Source organism: Streptomyces sp. ADI95-17 (assembly GCF_003846175.1).
GTDB classification, from domain to species: domain Bacteria; phylum Actinomycetota; class Actinomycetes; order Streptomycetales; family Streptomycetaceae; genus Streptomyces; species Streptomyces sanglieri.
This window is the reverse complement of sequence record NZ_ML123054.1, coordinates 172,879-190,497: the sequence shown is the minus strand read 5'-3', so window position 1 is coordinate 190,497 and position 17,619 is coordinate 172,879. Positions and strand designations below refer to the sequence as shown.

The window sequence follows — 17,619 nt, the reverse complement described above, 5'->3', positions numbered from 1 at the left end:
GCCTGCGAGACACCGATGATCGGTGCCTGCCAGGCGCCGATGAGTGGTGCCTGCCAGGCGCCGATGAGTGGTGCCCGCTGGGGAGTGGCTGCTACTGCTGCGCGCCCCTACGCGGCCGTCGGAAGGGCACGGCCGGGGGCTCGGGGGCGCCTGCGCCCCTTGGCGTCGGGATCCCGCTGCGGCAGGAACGCGGTGCGTTTCTCCCGGTCGCGGATGGCGGTACGGACCCGGGTGCGGGGCACCGGGGCGGCGCACCGGGCGCTGATGAGGGAGGCGACGGCGAGCGCGGAGCCTGCGGCGGCGGTCGCGGCGAGCGCGACCGCGGCGGAGAGGCTGCCGCCCTCGGCGAGGAGCACCTCGGTGATGAGGAAGAGCAGCAGTCCGGCGGGGCGGAGCAGCCGGGCGAGGCCACCGCGCAGACGACTCACGTCACCGTTCACGGCCCCTCCCCTCTTCCCCTTCGCGGCCGGTCGGCCGGTCTCGCACCCGTGCCGTTCGTACACACGCGCGTGTGATGCTCTCCAGCCGTTATACACGATGGGTCCGGCACACCGGTCCGCCCCCGACCGGCGCACCGGTCCGTCCGGCGGCGGTCAGTGGCTCGTTCCCGCGGGAGCGCCGTCCGGTTCCGGCTCCCGTTCCGGGGCCGGGATCTCGTCCCGTGCGAGCACCTCGCCGTCCGGCCGCTCGTCGCGTTCGCGCGGTCCCGCGTACGTCACCGCGAGCGCGACGGCGAGGTTGGCGCCGAGCGCCACGATGCCCGCGTTGACGCCCCACACCGGGTCGTTCTCCGTGAACACGAACCCGCACACCACCCCCACGCCGACGACCAGCCCGCTCATCGCCCCGAGCAGGGTCAACCGCCGCCACATCAGCCCCAGCAGCACCATCGGGAGCAGCTGGGCCATTCCCTCGTACGAAATGAGGGAGAGCCGCACCAGGGTGTTCGGGGCGGTGTACGTCAGCAGCAGGGCGAGGCTTCCCGCGATCACGACGACCACTTGCGCGGCGCCCTTCTGCCGCCGCTCCAGGCGAGGTACGAGCGAGAGCACACTGCGCCCCCACATCGTGCCGATGACCAGCATGAAGACGGCCATCGGCACGATCGAGGACAGTGCCGCGGCCACCCCGATGACGCCGACCGTCCAGGCCGGCAGCGAGTCCACGACCAGTTTGAAGAGCGCCAGGTTGGACTCGGCGCCGACGAGCCCCGGCACGACGAAGAGGGCCGCCATGCCGAGCAGCATCGGCACGAAGAGCAGCACGTTGTAGGCGGGCAGCAGCATCGCGTTGCGGCGCAGCACGTCGGCGTTCTTCGCGCCGAGGTAGCCCGCGACGGTCGTCGGGAAGATCACCACGGTGAGCGAGTTGAGGAACGAGGTGGTGATGAACCAGGCCTGTCCGAGTCCGCTGTCCCCGTGCCCGGGGAAGGTCAGCCACTCGCTCTTCTCGGTGACGATCCGGTCGAGGAAGGGCCCGTAGCCGTCGAAGTAGTGCATCGGTACGTAGACGGCGAGGAACCCGAGCGTGGCGATCACGAGCACGTCCTTCAGCACGGACACCCACGCGCTGCCCCGCAGCCCGCTCACCACGACGAAGCCGGTGGTGACGGCGAAGGCGATGAAGTAGGCCCAGTTCAGGCTGATGGCACCGTAGGAGATGGTCGAGACGACCACGCCCATGCCGGTGATCTGGAGCTGGATGTACGGCAGCAGGAAGACGGTCGCGAGGACGGCGACGAGCGCGCCGAGCCAGGGCCGTCCGAAGCGGTGCGCGACCATGTCGGTGATCCCGACGAGTCCGTGCCTGCGCGCGTACGCCCAGAGCATCGGGCCGACGACGTAGCCGATGGCGTACCCGCAGGACATGTACGCCACCACGTAGAGCACCGGCGCCCCGTAGTTGTAGCCCCAGCCCGCGGCGCCCAGATAGCTGAAGCTGGTGTAGCCCTCGCCGGCCATCAGCACCCAGATGAAGACGGTCCCGAGGCTGCGTCCGCCCACGGACCATTCGGCGAGCCCGCCGCCCTCGCCGTTCCCCTTGCGCCGCCCGCGCGTCGCGAGCAGTCCGAGGGCGACGGTGGCGACCATGAAGACCGCGAAGACGGAGGTCGCGACGGTGGCGTTCACCGGCGGTCCCCCCGCCGGGTCAGCCATACGGCGACGGGGGTCAGCAGGGTCGCCCCGAGCAGCCACACGAAGAGGAACGGCAGCCCGAGGATCACCGGGTGGACCCGGTTCACGAGCGGCAGCACCCCCAGGTAGAGCACGTAGGGGACCAGCAACCACAACAACTGCGGACGTCGTCTGAGCACGTCAGGGAACCTTAGTGCGATGCCGCTACCGCGACCGGACATCCACGAGTCTTCCCCATACGACAAGCCGGTACCGAGAGGTGAATTCGGGCGTACAGGTAGTGAGCGTCACATAGGAACCGGCCTCGGTGTACCCGGTGTAGGGCTTCACATTGCTGCGCGGTACGGCGGCGATGACACCGCCGTCGCGCGGGCTCGTCCGCGCCAGCGTCCGGTCGACGGTGTACGTGTACACGGCCTCCCGGGTCTCGACGTCGATCCGGTCCCCGCGCCGCAGCCGGTTGATGTATCTGAAGGGTTCGCCGTGCGTGTTGCGGTGCCCGGCGAGCGCGAAGTTCCCGGGCCGGCCGGGCTGCGCGGTGCGCGGGTAGTGCCCGACGTATCCCTTGTCGAGTACGCCGCTCTTGCTGATGCCCTGGGCGACGGGCGCGACGAGCCCGAGGCGCGGGATGCGGATGACGGCGTACGCCTGGTCCCAGCGGGGCGCGGAACGCGCGGCGGCACCGCCCTCGCCTCCACCCGAACGCCCGCCGGACGCACCGGAATCATTGGATTTACCCGTTTTACCCGAACCGCCCCCGCTCCCACCCCCGGGATCACCGCCGCCCGTCCCGCTCCCCGGCTCTTCCCCCCACTCCCGCTGAAGGGCCCGCACCTGGTGCTCGGCTCCCGCGCGGGCCTGCCGGTTGGTCCACCACAGCTGATGAACAACGAGCAACAACAGAACGACGCCCAGGGTCACCACCAACTCGGCAGCCGTCCACAGCCCGCGCGCGGCGACCCTGCGCCCCCGCGAGTTCCGCTGCACCACCACCGGTATCCGCTCCCGCACGGCCGCACGATAGGCCCCCGGCCCGTAACTCTCCAGCCCTGGAACAACCCTCCGCCCCGAAGCCGTACAGCAGTACGGTGTGGTTCATGCGCCCCGACACGCCTGCCGACCACACCACCGAAGCCGAGCGCCTGCTGCGCGCCGCGGCGCGGTACCCCGAGGACCGTGAGCCGCTGCTCCTCCAGGCCGCGGCCCATCTGGAACTCGCCGGCGACCGCGCCCGCGCCACCACCCTCTACGACGAACTCCTCGGCTCCACCGATCCCGATCTCGACCACCCGCACCTGGTCAAGGCCCTCAACGCGGCCAACCTGTGGGAGTACGGCCACGAGGCGGAGGCCCGCGCGATCATCGAAGGCATCCGTGCCGCGGGCCCGCTCGACCCGGGCCCCTGGGAGATCGCCGCCGAGACCCTCGAAGCCCACGACGAACTCGAAGCGGCCCACGACTACTTCTCGACCGCGCTGACGCTCCTCCTGACGCCGGGCGAGGAGGTCCCGTACGCCAGCCAGTCGCTGCTGTCCGGCCGCCACCGGGTGCGCAGGCTGATGGGCGTCGACCACGACGCCTGGGACGAGCTCGCCGACACCCTGCACACCGCGACCGTCCCGCTGGACGAGCTCCACGACCCGAAGCGCCTGTGGTCGCTGGGCTCCTCGGACCCGGGCGAGCTCCAGGCCGAGATCACCCGCCTGCGGGCCGAGTTGGGCACGTACCGCACCGCGCTGTCCCGCCCGTTCCCGGTCGCGGTGCTGCACTGGCCGGCCGCCGAACTCGCCGAACTCCTCACCGCCTACCCGGACCTGCGCGAGGAGTACCCCTCCCACCCGGAGCACCTGGCCCGCCTGGAGGCCGCCCTGCGCGACCTCCACCAGGCCGGCACGCCGAACCTCGGCATCGTGACCGGCACGGTCCCGTCGTACGAGGCGTTCGCCGCCTCGGAGGCCGCCTCCCCCTCCGACCCGAACCTCCTCCCCCAGTACGCCACCACCCTCGCCGCCCGGGGCCGGGCGACCCCCTGGCCCCCGGCCCGCAGCGCGGCCTGCTGGTGCGGATCGGGGCGGGCTTATCGGGAGTGCCACGGGGGCGAGTGAGGCATCGGATCGGAGGCGGCCCCGGTCCGGCCGGGGCGCCTACTCGTCGCACGGCGCGCCCCAGGTGGGACGATCAAGCCGGGCAGTGGCACCGCCACGGCACACCATCTCGGGGGCAGCGTCACGATTCCGTGCTGAGACAAGATCGCGGCTACCTTGTCCGAGTTGCTTCTGTTACGAATGAAGAGGTCAGGTGCGCTGTCAGTGAGCAACTAGGGACAGTTGCCGAGGAACTGGCTGCGCGTTGAGGACGAGACGTCGGTGACCTTCAAGATGCGGGTGGACGATCTCCTGAGGCGGTTGGAGGGATCGAGGGCCGCCGCACAGGATCACGGCTCGTGCTCTGCCCACACCGCAACCCGGTGGATTCTTGAGGGGTATTGCCTCTGCCGCAATCACGGATGCGATCCCTGTCGTCGGGGTGCCGCGCAGACAGCGATGTGCTGCCGCACCGGGCTCCGCACAGCCGGACGCACCACTGGGACCGAGGCATACGGCGTGGCCGCACGGATACAGCAACTACGGAGGGAGTCCCTGAGATGGCGTGGGACGAGTGGGAGCAACTGAAGGTCGATGCGCGGGCCCGTCGGCAGGAGGGCATGAGTCTGGACAGCGCTCCCGCCGCGGGCGGTGGAGGCGGCAGCGGGGACGCGGCCGACCTGAAGACGAACCAACCGGGCAAGAAGATCGCGGTCAAGGCCTTGCGAGAATCCATACGGCCGGGGACGGACAAAGCCGGCCGCCACGCCGATGAGTCCTCGTCCTCCGCGGTGCGAGAGTTCTCGGGCTGGGACACCGGTACCGGCCTCAAGGACGCGCACGCGGAATGGGAATTGCAGGTCAGGGACCTCAAGGCGCGTTTGGCGAAGGACCAGGAGGATCTGGAGGGGGCCCACAGGGACCTCCAGTACGTCGACTACGACGTCAGGAGCGGGGTAGCGGGGATCGATGCCGGGTCCGCCCCTCGGCGCGAAGTCTAGGAACGGGGAACAGGCATGCTCGGCTATCAGGACGTGGTCACCATCAGGATCGATGCGCTGACCGCGGCGGCCAAGGACTGGGACGGCATGGCCGGCGGTTTCGAGGAACTCGATACCCTTTACGCCGCGAAGGTGGAGTCGTTTCCCAAAGACGGCACGTGGGTGGGCGAAAGCGCCGACGCAGCAGCAGGGCAGTTCTCGAATACGCGCAAGCAGTTCAAGAACGGGCAGACGGAGGCCCGCGCCATCGCGTCGCTCCTACGGGACGCGCATCAGCAGTTTTCCACGCTGATCGGCCACGTCAATAAGGTGGTGGAGGAGGCGAAGGCGGACGAAATGTCCGTCAACAGCAAGGGGGAGGCTGTCTATGACTTCAGCAAGCTCACTCCGATGCGGCACGACGACGAATACCCCAAGTACGTGTCGCAGGCAAAGGCTTCCGAGGCTGCCTGGACGAAGGCGATCAAGGAGGCCGTGCGGGCGGTCGACGACGCCGACCAAGGCGTCAAACTGGCCCTCCACGAGGCGGCCGGTATCAAGAGCTGGGTCGAGCGCGCGCTCGACCCTCTGGGGGGCCACACGTTCAATGGCTCGGCGGTGGGCGACATCGAGGTGTACGAGGCTCGCGAGGCCAAGTACTACGCGGACAGGTTGCTCGACGGTGAGAAGCTGACAGCTGAAGAGCGGGCCGAAATGGACCGGTTCTTCCGGGACAACGCGCACGACACGGTATTCAGCCAGACGCTCCTCGACTCTCTGGGCCCTGAGAAAACCCTTGAGTTGTCCAACCGGTTCAACGATCTCGCATACCACGACGACACCAAGAACAAGACGCAGTACCTCGGCCTGGAGCAGGGGCTGGCCAACACGGTGTCCGGGGCGACCCGCGTTCCTGATTTCAAGGGACCGGACGGTAAGCAGCTCACGTACGGATCCAAGGCATACCAGGAAGCCTTCTCGGAATGGAAGAAGACTTCGGATGCGTCGTTCTACAACGAATGGCGCGACGGGCTGAAGACGGCGGGGATGGAGAAGTACGACCTGGACGCAGCGGCGAACAACACCAACACCGTCGCCAAGGGGCATGGGCAGCAAGTACGGGGCTACCAGAGCTTAATGACCTTGATGGAACAGGGCAGCGACCAGCCGTCCGCACAGTTCATGGCGGACGTCACGGACGACATGATCTCAGCGGAGAAGCACGACAAGGACGTCTGGGACCTGTACGGCAACTTCGACGAGGCCGGCGGAATGTCCTGGTTCGCGAACGACCCGGTGGACGCCGCCCTCGGCATCATGGGCCGCGACCCCGAGACGTCCACCGGCTATCTCGACCCCCACTCCGGCGACGGCAGTGACGACCGCCTCGACTACCTCCTCAAGGAGCGGGACTGGAACGTCACCAACACCACTGTGTGGCGTGGTGAGATAGAGATGGACGCTTCTGATGTTGCTGACGGCGACAACCGCACCGGGCTCGGTGCCGCAATCGAGGCAGGATCCACCGGCCATCCCGCCGGCGACACGTCCCAGCCGAGCGACGGCAAGCACAGCGCGGCCGAAGCGCGCATCATGCAATCGACCGTGAACATCCTCGACCAGGACACGAAGGGTGACAGCATCGACGCCAACCTGCGCGATCCCATCGCCCGGGCCCTGGTGGATTACTCGCCGGACACCCACAACACGCTCACGCACGACCCCCGTTACAAGTATCCGGAAGGCGGCTCTGTCTTCGAGGACGCCAACGGCGGTCACCTCAACGTCTCCCAGGACTCCCTGACCCGGGTGCTGCGGGGCGTCTCCGACAACCCGCAGAACTTCGCCAATCTCTACGACGCCGAACGCGCACAGGCCGCCGCGGCACTCGCCGGTGCCGACGCGACGTACAGCGACAACAAGGACTGGGAGAACCGGGTCGCCGATGTAGGCATGGGATCCGGCGTCTTCAACGCCATCGGAGCCGATGTCATCCTCGACGACCGCGACGCCCGCAAGGCATGGGCGGACGACGTGGCTCGGTACTCCTACCACGCAGGGGGTGCGCCCCTGACGATCATCCCCAACATCGGGGACGTCGCACAGCGCATGGTGGACGGCGCCACCTATGAATGGTCCAAGGATGTGAAGGCAGAGGCGGACCAGGTCGCCAATGTCAAGGTGGCCGCGGACATGGGCGCCAAGTCGCAAGGCGCCCTCGACCTGGTCCAGCAGTGGGAGAAGACGCGCGGCATGGACTACACGACGGACTCTCGCGCCATCTACCTGCAGGACCAGATGAACCTGCACTACGGCTCAGCCCGCAACCAAGCCCTTGCCGATCTGCATCGGGGACTGTCCTGATGAAGAAGTCCGTCATCGCTGCCGCAACGGCAGCTGCCGTTCTCGCTGCCGGAGGCGGCATCGTCTACGCCACCGGAACCTACGACGACTGGCGTGACGCACGTGCGCTGGACGACGCGTGCCGAGGCATGGTCGATGCCTCCGAGGTGCAGAAGGCGCTGGGCGCGGACCGGGTGAGCGGCAAGAAATCCGGCGGCGCGGGATGCTTGGCCTACGACCCCGGTGAGACCGGGGCCTCTGTGGCGATATCCGTTCAGCGTGGCAGGGACGCAGAGTGGATCAAGGTGAACTCAGGCCTGTTCCTCACCAAGGACCCCGCCGAGATGCTGGTTCCAGTGGGCAGGGGCCGGCCGGCAGCGGTGTCCGCGGGAAGCGGCACGAAGCCGTACGCCACCGCCTTTCTGCCCTGCGGCAAGGGGGCGGACGATGATCTGGTACTCAACCTGACCGCCACCCGGGCCGACTCCGCAGGCAGTACGCAGGACCGGCAGGACGGAATGGCCGTACTGGTCACCCGCGCCCTGGACGCCGCGGCGAAGGATCAGGGGTGCGCACAGCACGACTCCTCGAAGGTGCGCGGCGCACCGTCCGGCGCGTTCAAGGACCTGGCCAAGGCCGGAACCGCGACCGGCACCTGTCGGGGCATCAGCTCACCCTCGTACGAATCTGCGACGGACGCCGCGGCTCCGATCGAGCAATGCCTCACGGCCGACGCCGAAGGCGTCCCCGCGTTCCGTCTGGCCGCCTACTACGGTCCGTACACGAACGCCCCCCGCCGCAACCCCCAGCGCAACCCGAACGACTACGTCGGCGCCGGCGGCACCAACGACGGCAAGTCCTGGACCACCGCGTCGTGCCCCACCGGCACGGCCCTGTACACGCTGGAACCTGTCGCCTCCCACGCCACAGCCGGCGCCGGGGAGCGCAAGGCGCTTCTCTCCTTCGCCGCACGGTCAGCCGAGCGGCACGGCTGCGGTACCCCCGACCAAGCGATCAGCGAGTAGGCGGCCCGGGGCAGGGCGCAGGTGCCGTCGGCACCCGGAAGCGGGTGAGGTCATCCCCTGCTCCACCGCACGCGGACGAGGAGTTGTGGAAGCACCGCGGCGTCGCTCTTCGTCCGGCAGGCGCAGAACACGCGGCTGCCTGCGCGAGGGGGCGCGTGCCTGCACAGATGCACAGGGGCGACCAACGCATGCTGATGCGGCGGCAGCTTGCGCTGCCGCTGCCGCGGGGAGGACGAGCATGGTGACCACTGCCCCTCCCGAAGCCCCGCGAACAAATGAAATCCACCCGACGGCCCGAAGTCCATATGGTTCTGCCATGCCCGAACTCCAGCGCCTCCGCCCCGACCACGCGCCCGCCCTGCTCACCTTCGAGCAGGAGAACCGCACGTACTTCGCCGCATCCGTACCGGACCGGGGCGACGCCTACTTCACCGACTTCGCCGCCCAGCTCACCGCCCGGCTCACCGAACAGGCCGCCGGGATCTGCCACTTCCACCTGCTGGTCGACCCGGACGGAGAGGTGCTGGGCCGGTTCAACCTGGTCGACATCGCGGACGGCTCCGCCGATCTGGGCTTCCGCGTGGCCGAGAAGGCCACCCGCCGCGGCCTGGCCACGGCCACCGTCCTCCACCTCTGCACCCTGGCAGCCACGGAGTACGGCCTGACCACCCTCCGCGCGGCAGCCGCCCTCGAAAACACGGCCTCCCGCACGGTCCTGACCCGCGCGGGTTTCGTCCCGACGGGAGAAGAGGTACAGCTGAGCGGGCGGCCGGGCTTGGGCTATGTGCGGGACTTGAGTAGAGGCCCCAAGGACGGGGCCCGGTAGCCGCCACCCCAGTGCAAGGGCGCAGGCGGCCGGTGGTTTGTCAGTCCCGCTTGATACAACTGCATGCGTAGCTGGTGAGATGAGGGGATTCCGTCATGCCCAACGAGATGGCAGGCAACGCGGCCCCGGTCGCTGGGCTGTACGAGACGCTGATCACCCAACGCCTCGAAGATCGCATGAAGCAGTTCGGCTCCGCGGGCTGGCGCTCCATCGACGAGGTGGTTGGCGCTGAATCTGCGCCAACCGTGCTGACCAGACACATCGCGAACGTCGTACGAAGGGTTCTCCAGGGCCTCTCACCTGCGGAGCAGGTAGTTGCTGCGAACCACATCCTGGATTCGCTCAGCACCATCGAAGGCGCGACCGAGTGGGTCGATCTCGTCCTCGAAGGCCCGCGACAACTGCTCGCAGTCGCAGAGCAAGAAGCTCCTGGTGTGTACGCAATTCGCCCGGCGACGCCCCTCTCCGAGACAGCACTGATCACAAATTCCCCCGAAGACCCGAGCCTGGGCTTCGAACTGCGAGCCGAGCTGGCCACAGCAGACCGCGTTGATCTCCTCTGCGCCTTCGTGAAGTGGCATGGACTCCGAGTCCTTGAGCAGTCGCTCTCCTCCGCGCGCGAGCGTGGTATCCCCATCCGCGTGCTGACCACTACCTACATCGGAGCAACCGAGCGTCGTGCGCTGGACCGCCTGGTCCGTGAATTCGGTGCTGAGGTGAAGGTCAACTACGAGCTTCGCTCGACGCGTCTACACGCCAAGGCGTGGCTCTTCCGTCGCAGTAGTGGCTTCGATACGGCGTACGTAGGCAGCTCGAACCTGTCCAAGGCTGCGTTGCTCGACGGGCTCGAATGGAACGTGCGGCTCTCGTCGGTCGCCACCCCCGCGGTCATCCGCAAGTTCGAGGCAACATTTGATGCGTACTGGAGCGAGCGCTCCTTCGAGCCATACGACCCCGACAGCGATGCATCACGACTCGACGAAGCGCTCGCACAGGCTGGCGGGTCCAGCCGGAACGGAAGCACCGCCATCACACTCTCTGGGCTTGAGGTTCGTCCCTACCCTCACCAGCGCGACATGCTTGAACGCCTCGAAGTGGAACGCATCATCCACGACCGGCACCGCAACCTCCTCGTTGCAGCGACCGGAACGGGCAAGACCGTGATGGCAGCCTTGGACTTCAAGCGCCTGCGGCAGACGCTAGGCCGCGATCCGCGTCTGCTCTTCGTCGCGCACCGCAAGGAGATCTTGGAACAGTCTCTGCGCGTGTACCAGAACGTGTTGGTCGACGCTAACTTCGGTGAACTCTTCGTCGGTGGGGAGATCCCCGATAACTGGACGCACGTCTTCGGTAGCGTTCAGTCGCTCAACTCACGTGTGCTAGACCGCCTCGCTCCAGACCACTTCGATGTCATCGTGATCGACGAGTTCCACCACGGCACGTCCCCGACGTACCGGAGAATCCTGGATCACTTCGAGCCGCAGGAGCTCCTCGGACTCACTGCAACCCCGGAGCGCATGGATGGACTGAACATCCAGGACGAGTTCTTTGACGGTCGGATCGCCGCAGAGATGCGCCTCTGGGAAGCTCTAGAGAACGACCTACTCAGTCCATTCCACTACTTCGGCGTCACCGACAACACTGACATGAGCGCAATCGCCTGGAAGCGTGGAGCGTACGACGCCGGGGACCTCAGCAACCTCTTCACTGGCAATGACGCACGAGCCAGGCTCGTCGTGCAAGCCGTGAAGGACAAGGTTGCTGACCCGGGATCGATGCGCGCCTTGGGCTTCTGCGTGTCAGTCGCACATGCAGTCTTCATGGCCGACTTCTTCCGTCGAGCCGGCCTCAACGCGGTGGCCCTGTCCGGTGAGACCCCACGCCATGAGCGTAAGGAGTCCCTGGACCAGCTCAAAGCAGGAACGCTCCAAGTCATCTTCTCTGTGGACCTGTTCAACGAAGGCCTCGACATCCCTGACGTCGACACCCTGCTTCTTCTGCGTCCCACTTCCAGCGCCACGGTGTTTCTCCAGCAGCTGGGACGAGGCCTGCGGCGGACCGAGGACAAGGCGGTCCTCACCGTCCTGGACTTCATCGGTCAGCACCGCAAGGAGTTCCGCTTCGAGGAACAGTTCCGCGCGCTGACCAACCTCACCCGCAATCGTCTGCTCACCAACATCGAGCACGACTTCCCGCAGCTGCCATCTGGCTGCCAGATCATCCTTGAGTCGAAGGCCAAGGACCTGATCATTGACAACATCCGCAGTCAGATCAGCGTCAACGTCACACAACTTGCCCGCGAGGTCGCCGACTACGCCGAACCGCGACTCGCTAGCTACCTCCAGGAGAGCCGTCGCGAGCTCAAGGAGCTGTACCGGGGCAACGGAAACTCATGGACAGGCCTGCTCCGCCGGGCAAAGCTTCTCCCCGAGTCCGGGCCAGACGGAGAACCCTCACTGCTGAAACGCATCTCAGCCTTTCTCCACGTTGACGACCCGCTCCGAGTCGCCGCGTACGGCAAGCTGCTCATCGACGATGCCCCCGCGTACAGCGAGCTCAGCGAACAAGAGCAGGCCTTCGCCCGCATGTTCTTCTTCTCACTGTGGCCACTGGGCGGCGGCTTCAGCAGCTACCAAGAGGGATTCGACACCCTCCGCCCGCAGCACGCCTTCCGCGACGAACTCCGCCAGGTCCTCGCTCACGTCCTAGACCAGGCCGACCACGTACCCGTCCCGCTGCTCGGCGAGCACGCGAGCCTGCCGCTGTCAGTGCACGCCTCGTACAGCCGCGAAGAGATCCTTCCCGCGCTCGGCCAGTCCTACGTAGGCGGCTTCATGCCGGGGCACTTCCGGGAAGGTGTGAAGTGGTGCGAGAACATCCAAACCGATGCACTGCTCATCACCCTCGAAAAGGATGAGAAGGACTTCTCCCCGGAGACTCGCTACAAGGACTACGCACGGAACGAGCACCTGTTCCACTGGGAGTCCCAGAACCAGACCTCAGAGACGTCCCCCACCGGCATCCGCTACCAGACCCACGAAGAGAAGGGCACCCACGTCCTCCTCTTCGTCCGCCGCTACAAAAAGACAGACATCGGCGGACCTCAGCCGTGGATGCTCCTTGGCTCCGCCGAGTACGTCGAGCACAAGGGCAGCAAGCCCATGGGCATCATCTGGAAGCTCCTCCACGAGATGCCAGCCGACGTGTGGACCTACTCAGCAATCGCTGCGGGTTGATCTAAAGGTTCTCCGAGCGATCTGCCCATCTAGATCGATGCTGCCCCAGGCAGGCTGTGTCGATCTGATGCTCCCGCTCCACGTAGAGGTCGCCGAGCACCCGGCGGTTGAGGGTGTCTACGACCTTGAGGTCATCAGTGATGAGGCGTGCCCCGTTGTCGAAGAGAACATGACAGTTCGGGCAGAGACACAAAATATTGCTACGGACGTCACGACCATCATGTGGCCTGCCTAGCGCATGTATGTGCGCTCCCTCGCTGTACCTCGCACCATTGATGTCGACCACAACTGGGATACGACACATCTGACAGGTGTTGTCGTAGAGAGCTTTTATGGTGCGAGCTTCCTGAGTGTTGCGCACGAGCCGCTGGGTGCTGACATACCTCGCGGCTGCTACCTGCCGAGCCAGGTCCGCTTGGTCATCCGCAGGTGTGTCGCTCACCTCGTCCACGCCCCAACGCTCCCCGGCCGAGGACTTCGCGAGGCGGAACTGCCACATGAGGTGCCCGCGCTCAGTGCGCACATTCCAGTAATCCTCAACGAGGTACAGACCACGGTATACGTACCCTTCGGTCGCCTTACCCCGCCTGATCCCAAGCCCCCGTACGTATCGGATGGGTAGCCCCTCCCGATAGTTGATCAGCATGCCCTCATTGACCCCAGTCAGGGACTGATCCTCCGTGAGGTGCCCGTCATCGTCCGGCTTCCCCCCTTGGGCCGTATAGATGATGGTGTCACCCAAGTCCTCGTCACCGGCGTAACCGCCACTGGCAACTATCGAGTCAACGCCCTCATGTGACGTCCCCGAGATCCCCCGACCCCGAAACCGATGCACGTCTGCCGCGTACAGGGCATCGTGCGTTCGGAACCGCTGCCCCTCGCTCACATTTGGGGGTGGGCCGAAATAGATGGGCTTCGATGGCGACATGCGAACATGCTGCCGATTACTTGCGTTCGATCAAGCTTTTCGGCCGATCATGGCCACTTCCCATCGATCGGTGTCCCGAAGCAACCACTTTGCCGGTGCCCCACGGAAGGGTGAGCGACCCCACCCCACCTCTACGGCACCTGCGAGCCCGCCGCCTGACACCGAGCCTCGGATTTCGCAGCTGGCCTCCAGGCCATCTAGCTCCTGAGCGATTTCATCGAGTTCAGCGACTGGCGTTGTTTCACGCTGAACCTGCCACCTCAGCTTCGAAGTGCGTTTGTGCGCAGTCGAGGGCCTCGTCCGGATCGCAGCCATGGGCACGGAACCAGTGGAGGAGATCGACGATCAGGTCGATTGCCAGCTCCCTCCCCAAAGCCAGACTCAGCCGCTCGCGACGCGCGCTCGCCGGGACACTACCGAGCCCGCAGAGTCCCAATAGGGCTTCCGCCTTGGCAACTTGCGGGCCGTGAACGTGATCACTTGATGACTGAAGACCGGTAGACAACTCACACCAGGTGACTTTGGAATCACCGCGGAGGATGACGCCCCAGTGATCGGCCACACCGTCCACAAGAGTCATTCCCCTCCCCGTCTGACTCCCCTCCGCCGCTGCGACGAGCGTCGGAAGCCCCTGCAGGTCGGGATCGCTCACCTCGACGCGAAGGCGACCACCATTCATCGACACGGCTAGACAACACGGAGTTCCGGGGCCCACATGCGTAACCACGTTTGAGACCAGTTCCGTAACGCAGATCTGCGCCGCATCGACGACTTCCGGCAGGCCCCAGAGCTCCAGGTGCAATCGCATCACTCGCCGCAGGCCGGCGAGCTCTTCAGCCTCAGCCAGGAACGCCAGGTCCCACGCCTTTCTGTCCATCCCGAAACGACACTCACTCAAGCCACTCACTCCTACACTTGCAAGATAGTCACTCTGCGCACCCAACACCTCTCACACTGTCAGTGAAACTCTCAAAATGGAACTCCCATATCGGCGCTCGCGGGAGCACACCAACTGCCGCGCGCCCCCGAAGTGCGCTGTCTTGCTCAATGCGCTCCACACGATGCACGCTCTTGAGGATCAACACGAGGGATCAAAGCCATGCCAGTTGGACCGACCACCCGCAGACGCCAACTCGGCGCAGATCTGCGCCGCCTCCGCGAGCACAAAGGCCTCACTCTGGAAGAGGCAGGAGCTCGGGTTGGCATCTCCAAGGCAACCTTGAGCCGCTACGAGACGAAGGAGGGCACGGTCAAGTGGCCAGCCGTCGACGCCCTCTGCCGCGAATACGGCGCATCGGATCAAGAGCGTTCGTCGCTGGTCGAGCTCGCCAAGGGAGCTCGAATCCAAGGCTGGTGGCGGTCACTGGCCGACCCGATTCCCGAGTCGATGAACCTCATGCTGACCCTCGAAGACGAGGTGGTGAGCGAGGACCACTACGCCTGCATGTACGTACCTGGTCTGCTGCAGACGCGCGAGTATGCAGAAGCGGTACATCGCGCCTCGGAGAGGCGATGCACTGACCAGGAGATCCACCACATGGTGGACATCCGCATGAAGCGGCAAGAACTTCTCGCTCGGACCGAGCCACCACACATCTGGGCGGTGATTGATGAAGCAGTCATCCGGCGCATCGTGGGTGGCCGCGACGTCATGCGCAAGCAGTTGAAGCACCTGTGTGCACTGGCCGCTCAACCGCACATCACTGTGCAGATACTGCCGTTCGAAGCAGGCGCCCACGCGGCAGCAGTGGGTAGCTTCGTCGTCCTTGGTGGCCCCGCACCCGAGCTTGACGTCGTGTACGTGGACATCATTGGTGGTGGCCTCTTCATGGAGAAGACGCAGGAACTTGCGCGCTATAAGTTGGCGTTCGAGTACCTGCGTGCACAGGCGTTGGATATCGATCTGTCTGCCACGTTCCTGAATCGAGTCTGCGGAGAGCTTTGATGGATCACGAACAAGCACACTGGTTCAAGTCGTCGTACAGCGGCGGAAGTGGCACGGAGTGCGTCGAGGTCGCCGACCTGGCGTCGGTCATCGGTGTGCGCGACTCGAAGCAACCTCGGGGGGCTCGGCTGACTGTGCAACGAAGCGCCTGGACCGAGTTCGTACGAGGCCTGCGAAGCTCTGCGTCCGGGGAGTGCGCAGTGCACTCGTGACCAGGCATGGCGCCCTCTGGTAGCAGTCGGGCCAAGCGAGCTGCAGGGCACGTCAGCGAACGTCGACGCTCCGGCGGACCTGGGCGATCGTGCGTTGGGCTTCGGAGCCGTGCACGGCGGATTCGCTCAGGGCCTGCCACGCGCGCTGATACGTGGTGATGGTGTCGGTGTCGTCCAGCCACAGTTCGGCGTGCCAGTCCTCGGTTACCACGAGGCGACCGTCGAAGCACCAGAAGCCATTGGCCGGAGGGACCTTCACTGTTGCGTGGAGGGGGACGATTCCGAGGTGGATGGTGTCCATGCCGATGACGCCGGCCAGGCGGTCCAGCTGGGCGGCGAGTACGTGGGGAGGGCAGATCAAGGTGTGCAGCGCGGCTTCCCACATCAGGACGTGAAGTCGCTTGCCCGGGCGGTACAGCCACTCCTGCCGTTTCATTCGGGAGCGGACGGCTTCTTCCGTGTCTCGGACCGAGTTCTGAAGCTCCGCGTACCTGAGGAACACGTGGCGCGCGTAGTCGGCCGTCTGGAGCATGCCCGACACCATGGTCGGTTCCCACTCGTGGATGGTCGTGGCACCTGCGACCAGCTCGTTCCAGGTGTCCTGCACCGGGCGGTGGCCGGAGGCGAGTTGCCGTCGCCATGAGCGTACGTGCGACTCGAACCCCCGCAGTCGGGCGTGCAGTTCGTCGTAGACGTCCGGGAAGCCGGTTGCGACGGCCCACAGCTTCAGGTCTTCGGGGGAAGCTGTCTGCCGGCCGTTCTCCAGCTTGCTGATCTTGGACTGCGTCCATCCGAGGCGCGCGGCCAATTCTGCACCGGTGAGCGGCCCACCTGGGCACGTGGCACGGAGCTCCCGGAGCCTGGCGCCCAGGGCTGCCCGTGCCTGTTGATAGTCCGTACTCACCGGTTCAGCGCATGCCTTCAGCCGAGCCGGTTGATACCGGCCGCGAACATCTCGTGCGGGAGTGCGTGGTGCCATGCCGCGTCACGGGTCAGGGAGCAGCGCACCACTTCTGCCGGCTCCGTGATGAGTTCGACGTCCACGAGTTGATCGTCGGGGTCGAAGTTCAACCATGCCACGATTCGCGAGTCGAAGATCCAGAAGTCCTCTTCCGGCAGGCCGAGCCGTGCCGCGTCGGCCCTCCGCAGACTTCTGATGTCCTCGCCGATGACGGTGTTCCGCTTCGCGTTGTCGAGGAGGTAAAGCTGGCCGGGGGTCGGCGGGTCGTCGGGTCGTCGGGTCGTCGGCGATACGGACTCGTTCGACCCGCTTTCCCTGCTCCGTCTGAGCTCGGATCATGGCGCAGTACGGGTCTTCAAGGTCCCAGTCGACGCTGCCGGTCTCGGCGAACTGGCGGTATGTGTCTGTGATTTCGTCGCTTGCGTAGCGCCGCCGGGTCTCCAGCCGCCATGCCGTGTGCTTGAACGTCCTGAACAGGTTCTCGAACTCGTCCAGGTCGATGATCCTCGCCGCGCGGGTGACGTCCCTCGGCGCATAGTCGACCAAGAGTTCGCGCGGCACAACGACGGCCACTTCGCCTTCCGACAGGTGATGCAGCTGGGCCACGTCCTCTGGATCGCTGAGCGGCGGTCCGTGAACGATGACTTCGCGGCTTTCGAGATCCTCGTGGAGGGACGGACATCCCGTGCCGCCGCTACCTGTGCCGTTGAACCGCAGTCTGCGTGCCATTTCGACCTGCCTCTCGCGCGGAACCGCTCCGGATCACAGGATCGCCGCCACCATCCAGGAATGTCGATGCATGGCTGGCACCGTCGCGAGAATATTCGTGAATATCAGCTCGTCCCTCCAACTGCACCTGCATAGCTTTCCTTTCGTGAGTAATCCCAGGACGACGATGGCTGCGCCGGTTCACGTGGTGAGCCCCCTCGCGGCACCCGAACCCA

General features: G+C 66.0%; 15 protein-coding genes and 1 pseudogene. 8 read left to right on the top strand and 8 right to left on the bottom strand.

Annotated elements, in window-relative coordinates; genetic code table 11:
* Positions 1-107 precede the first annotated feature (107 nt).
* The 4 genes from EES42_RS41270 to EES42_RS41255 all read right to left on the bottom strand — a co-directional run bounded on the left by EES42_RS41270 (position 108) and on the right by EES42_RS41255 (position 3,146).
* On the bottom strand, positions 108-440 hold the full coding sequence (locus tag EES42_RS41270; protein WP_124723342.1) for a DUF6412 domain-containing protein: 333 nt from the start codon (positions 438-440) through the stop codon (positions 108-110).
* Positions 441-593: 153 nt separating this feature from the next.
* Positions 594-2,129, bottom strand: a complete 1,536-nt coding sequence (locus tag EES42_RS41265) for a sodium:solute symporter family protein (RefSeq protein ID WP_124723341.1) — start codon at positions 2,127-2,129, stop codon at positions 594-596.
* Positions 2,126-2,284 carry a DUF3311 domain-containing protein gene (locus tag EES42_RS41260; RefSeq protein WP_124723383.1) on the bottom strand — a complete coding sequence of 53 codons (159 nt, stop codon included), beginning with the start codon at positions 2,282-2,284 and terminating at the stop codon, positions 2,126-2,128. Before EES42_RS41260 ends, EES42_RS41265 begins: the two co-directional genes overlap by 4 nt.
* Positions 2,285-2,339: 55 nt before the next feature.
* Positions 2,340-3,146 (bottom strand): class E sortase, encoded by an 807-nt coding sequence (locus EES42_RS41255; protein ID WP_124723340.1) that lies wholly within the window; start codon positions 3,144-3,146, stop codon positions 2,340-2,342.
* Positions 3,147-3,232: 86 nt separating this feature from the next.
* Between EES42_RS41255 and EES42_RS41250 the strand changes: the two genes are divergently transcribed.
* The 6 genes from EES42_RS41250 to EES42_RS41225 all read left to right on the top strand — a co-directional run bounded on the left by EES42_RS41250 (position 3,233) and on the right by EES42_RS41225 (position 12,629).
* Positions 3,233-4,240, top strand: coding sequence for an SEC-C domain-containing protein (locus EES42_RS41250; protein WP_124723339.1), 1,008 nt, complete (start codon positions 3,233-3,235; stop codon positions 4,238-4,240).
* A 539-nt stretch (positions 4,241-4,779) separates the two neighbouring features.
* Positions 4,780-5,220 (top strand): hypothetical protein, encoded by a 441-nt coding sequence (locus tag EES42_RS41245; RefSeq protein ID WP_124723338.1) that lies wholly within the window; start codon positions 4,780-4,782, stop codon positions 5,218-5,220.
* A gap of 15 nt (positions 5,221-5,235) precedes the next feature.
* Complete coding sequence (locus EES42_RS41240) at positions 5,236-7,563, top strand: WXG100 family type VII secretion target (RefSeq protein ID WP_124723337.1); 2,328 nt, start codon at positions 5,236-5,238, stop codon at positions 7,561-7,563.
* A complete protein-coding gene (locus EES42_RS41235; RefSeq protein WP_124723336.1) occupies positions 7,563-8,567 on the top strand; it encodes a hypothetical protein in 1,005 nt (334 codons plus the stop codon). Before EES42_RS41240 ends, EES42_RS41235 begins: the two co-directional genes overlap by 1 nt.
* Before the next feature lie 316 nt (positions 8,568-8,883).
* The gene (locus EES42_RS41230) at positions 8,884-9,393 is read left to right on the top strand and encodes a GNAT family N-acetyltransferase (RefSeq protein WP_124723335.1); all 510 of its coding nucleotides are present in this window, start codon (positions 8,884-8,886) and stop codon (positions 9,391-9,393) included.
* Between the two features lie 95 nt (positions 9,394-9,488).
* Entirely contained in the window at positions 9,489-12,629 is a 3,141-nt protein-coding gene (locus EES42_RS41225) for a DUF3427 domain-containing protein (RefSeq protein ID WP_124723334.1), read from the top strand.
* A 1-nt stretch (position 12,630) separates the two neighbouring features.
* On the opposite strand, the gene EES42_RS41220 is transcribed toward EES42_RS41225, so the two are convergent.
* A complete protein-coding gene (locus EES42_RS41220; RefSeq protein ID WP_124723333.1) occupies positions 12,631-13,557 on the bottom strand; it encodes a YDG/SRA domain-containing protein in 927 nt (308 codons plus the stop codon).
* Between the two features lie 241 nt (positions 13,558-13,798).
* Positions 13,799-14,434, bottom strand: a complete 636-nt coding sequence (locus tag EES42_RS41215; protein WP_124723332.1) for an ATP-binding protein — start codon at positions 14,432-14,434, stop codon at positions 13,799-13,801.
* A gap of 222 nt (positions 14,435-14,656) precedes the next feature.
* Between EES42_RS41215 and EES42_RS41210 the strand changes: the two genes are divergently transcribed.
* A complete protein-coding gene (locus EES42_RS41210) occupies positions 14,657-15,502 on the top strand; it encodes a helix-turn-helix domain-containing protein (protein WP_124723331.1) in 846 nt (281 codons plus the stop codon).
* Entirely contained in the window at positions 15,502-15,714 is a 213-nt protein-coding gene (locus tag EES42_RS41205; protein ID WP_124723330.1) for a DUF397 domain-containing protein, read from the top strand. Before EES42_RS41210 ends, EES42_RS41205 begins: the two co-directional genes overlap by 1 nt.
* 52 nt (positions 15,715-15,766) lie before the next feature.
* Here the strand turns inward: EES42_RS41205 and EES42_RS41200 are convergent, their stop codons facing one another.
* Together EES42_RS41200 and EES42_RS41195 are read right to left on the bottom strand one after the other, a co-directional pair.
* The gene (locus tag EES42_RS41200; protein ID WP_124723329.1) at positions 15,767-16,618 is read right to left on the bottom strand and encodes a helix-turn-helix domain-containing protein; all 852 of its coding nucleotides are present in this window, start codon (positions 16,616-16,618) and stop codon (positions 15,767-15,769) included.
* A 17-nt stretch (positions 16,619-16,635) separates the two neighbouring features.
* Positions 16,636-17,404 (bottom strand): annotated as a pseudogene (locus EES42_RS41195) (DUF6879 family protein).
* Positions 17,405-17,619 lie beyond the last annotated feature (215 nt).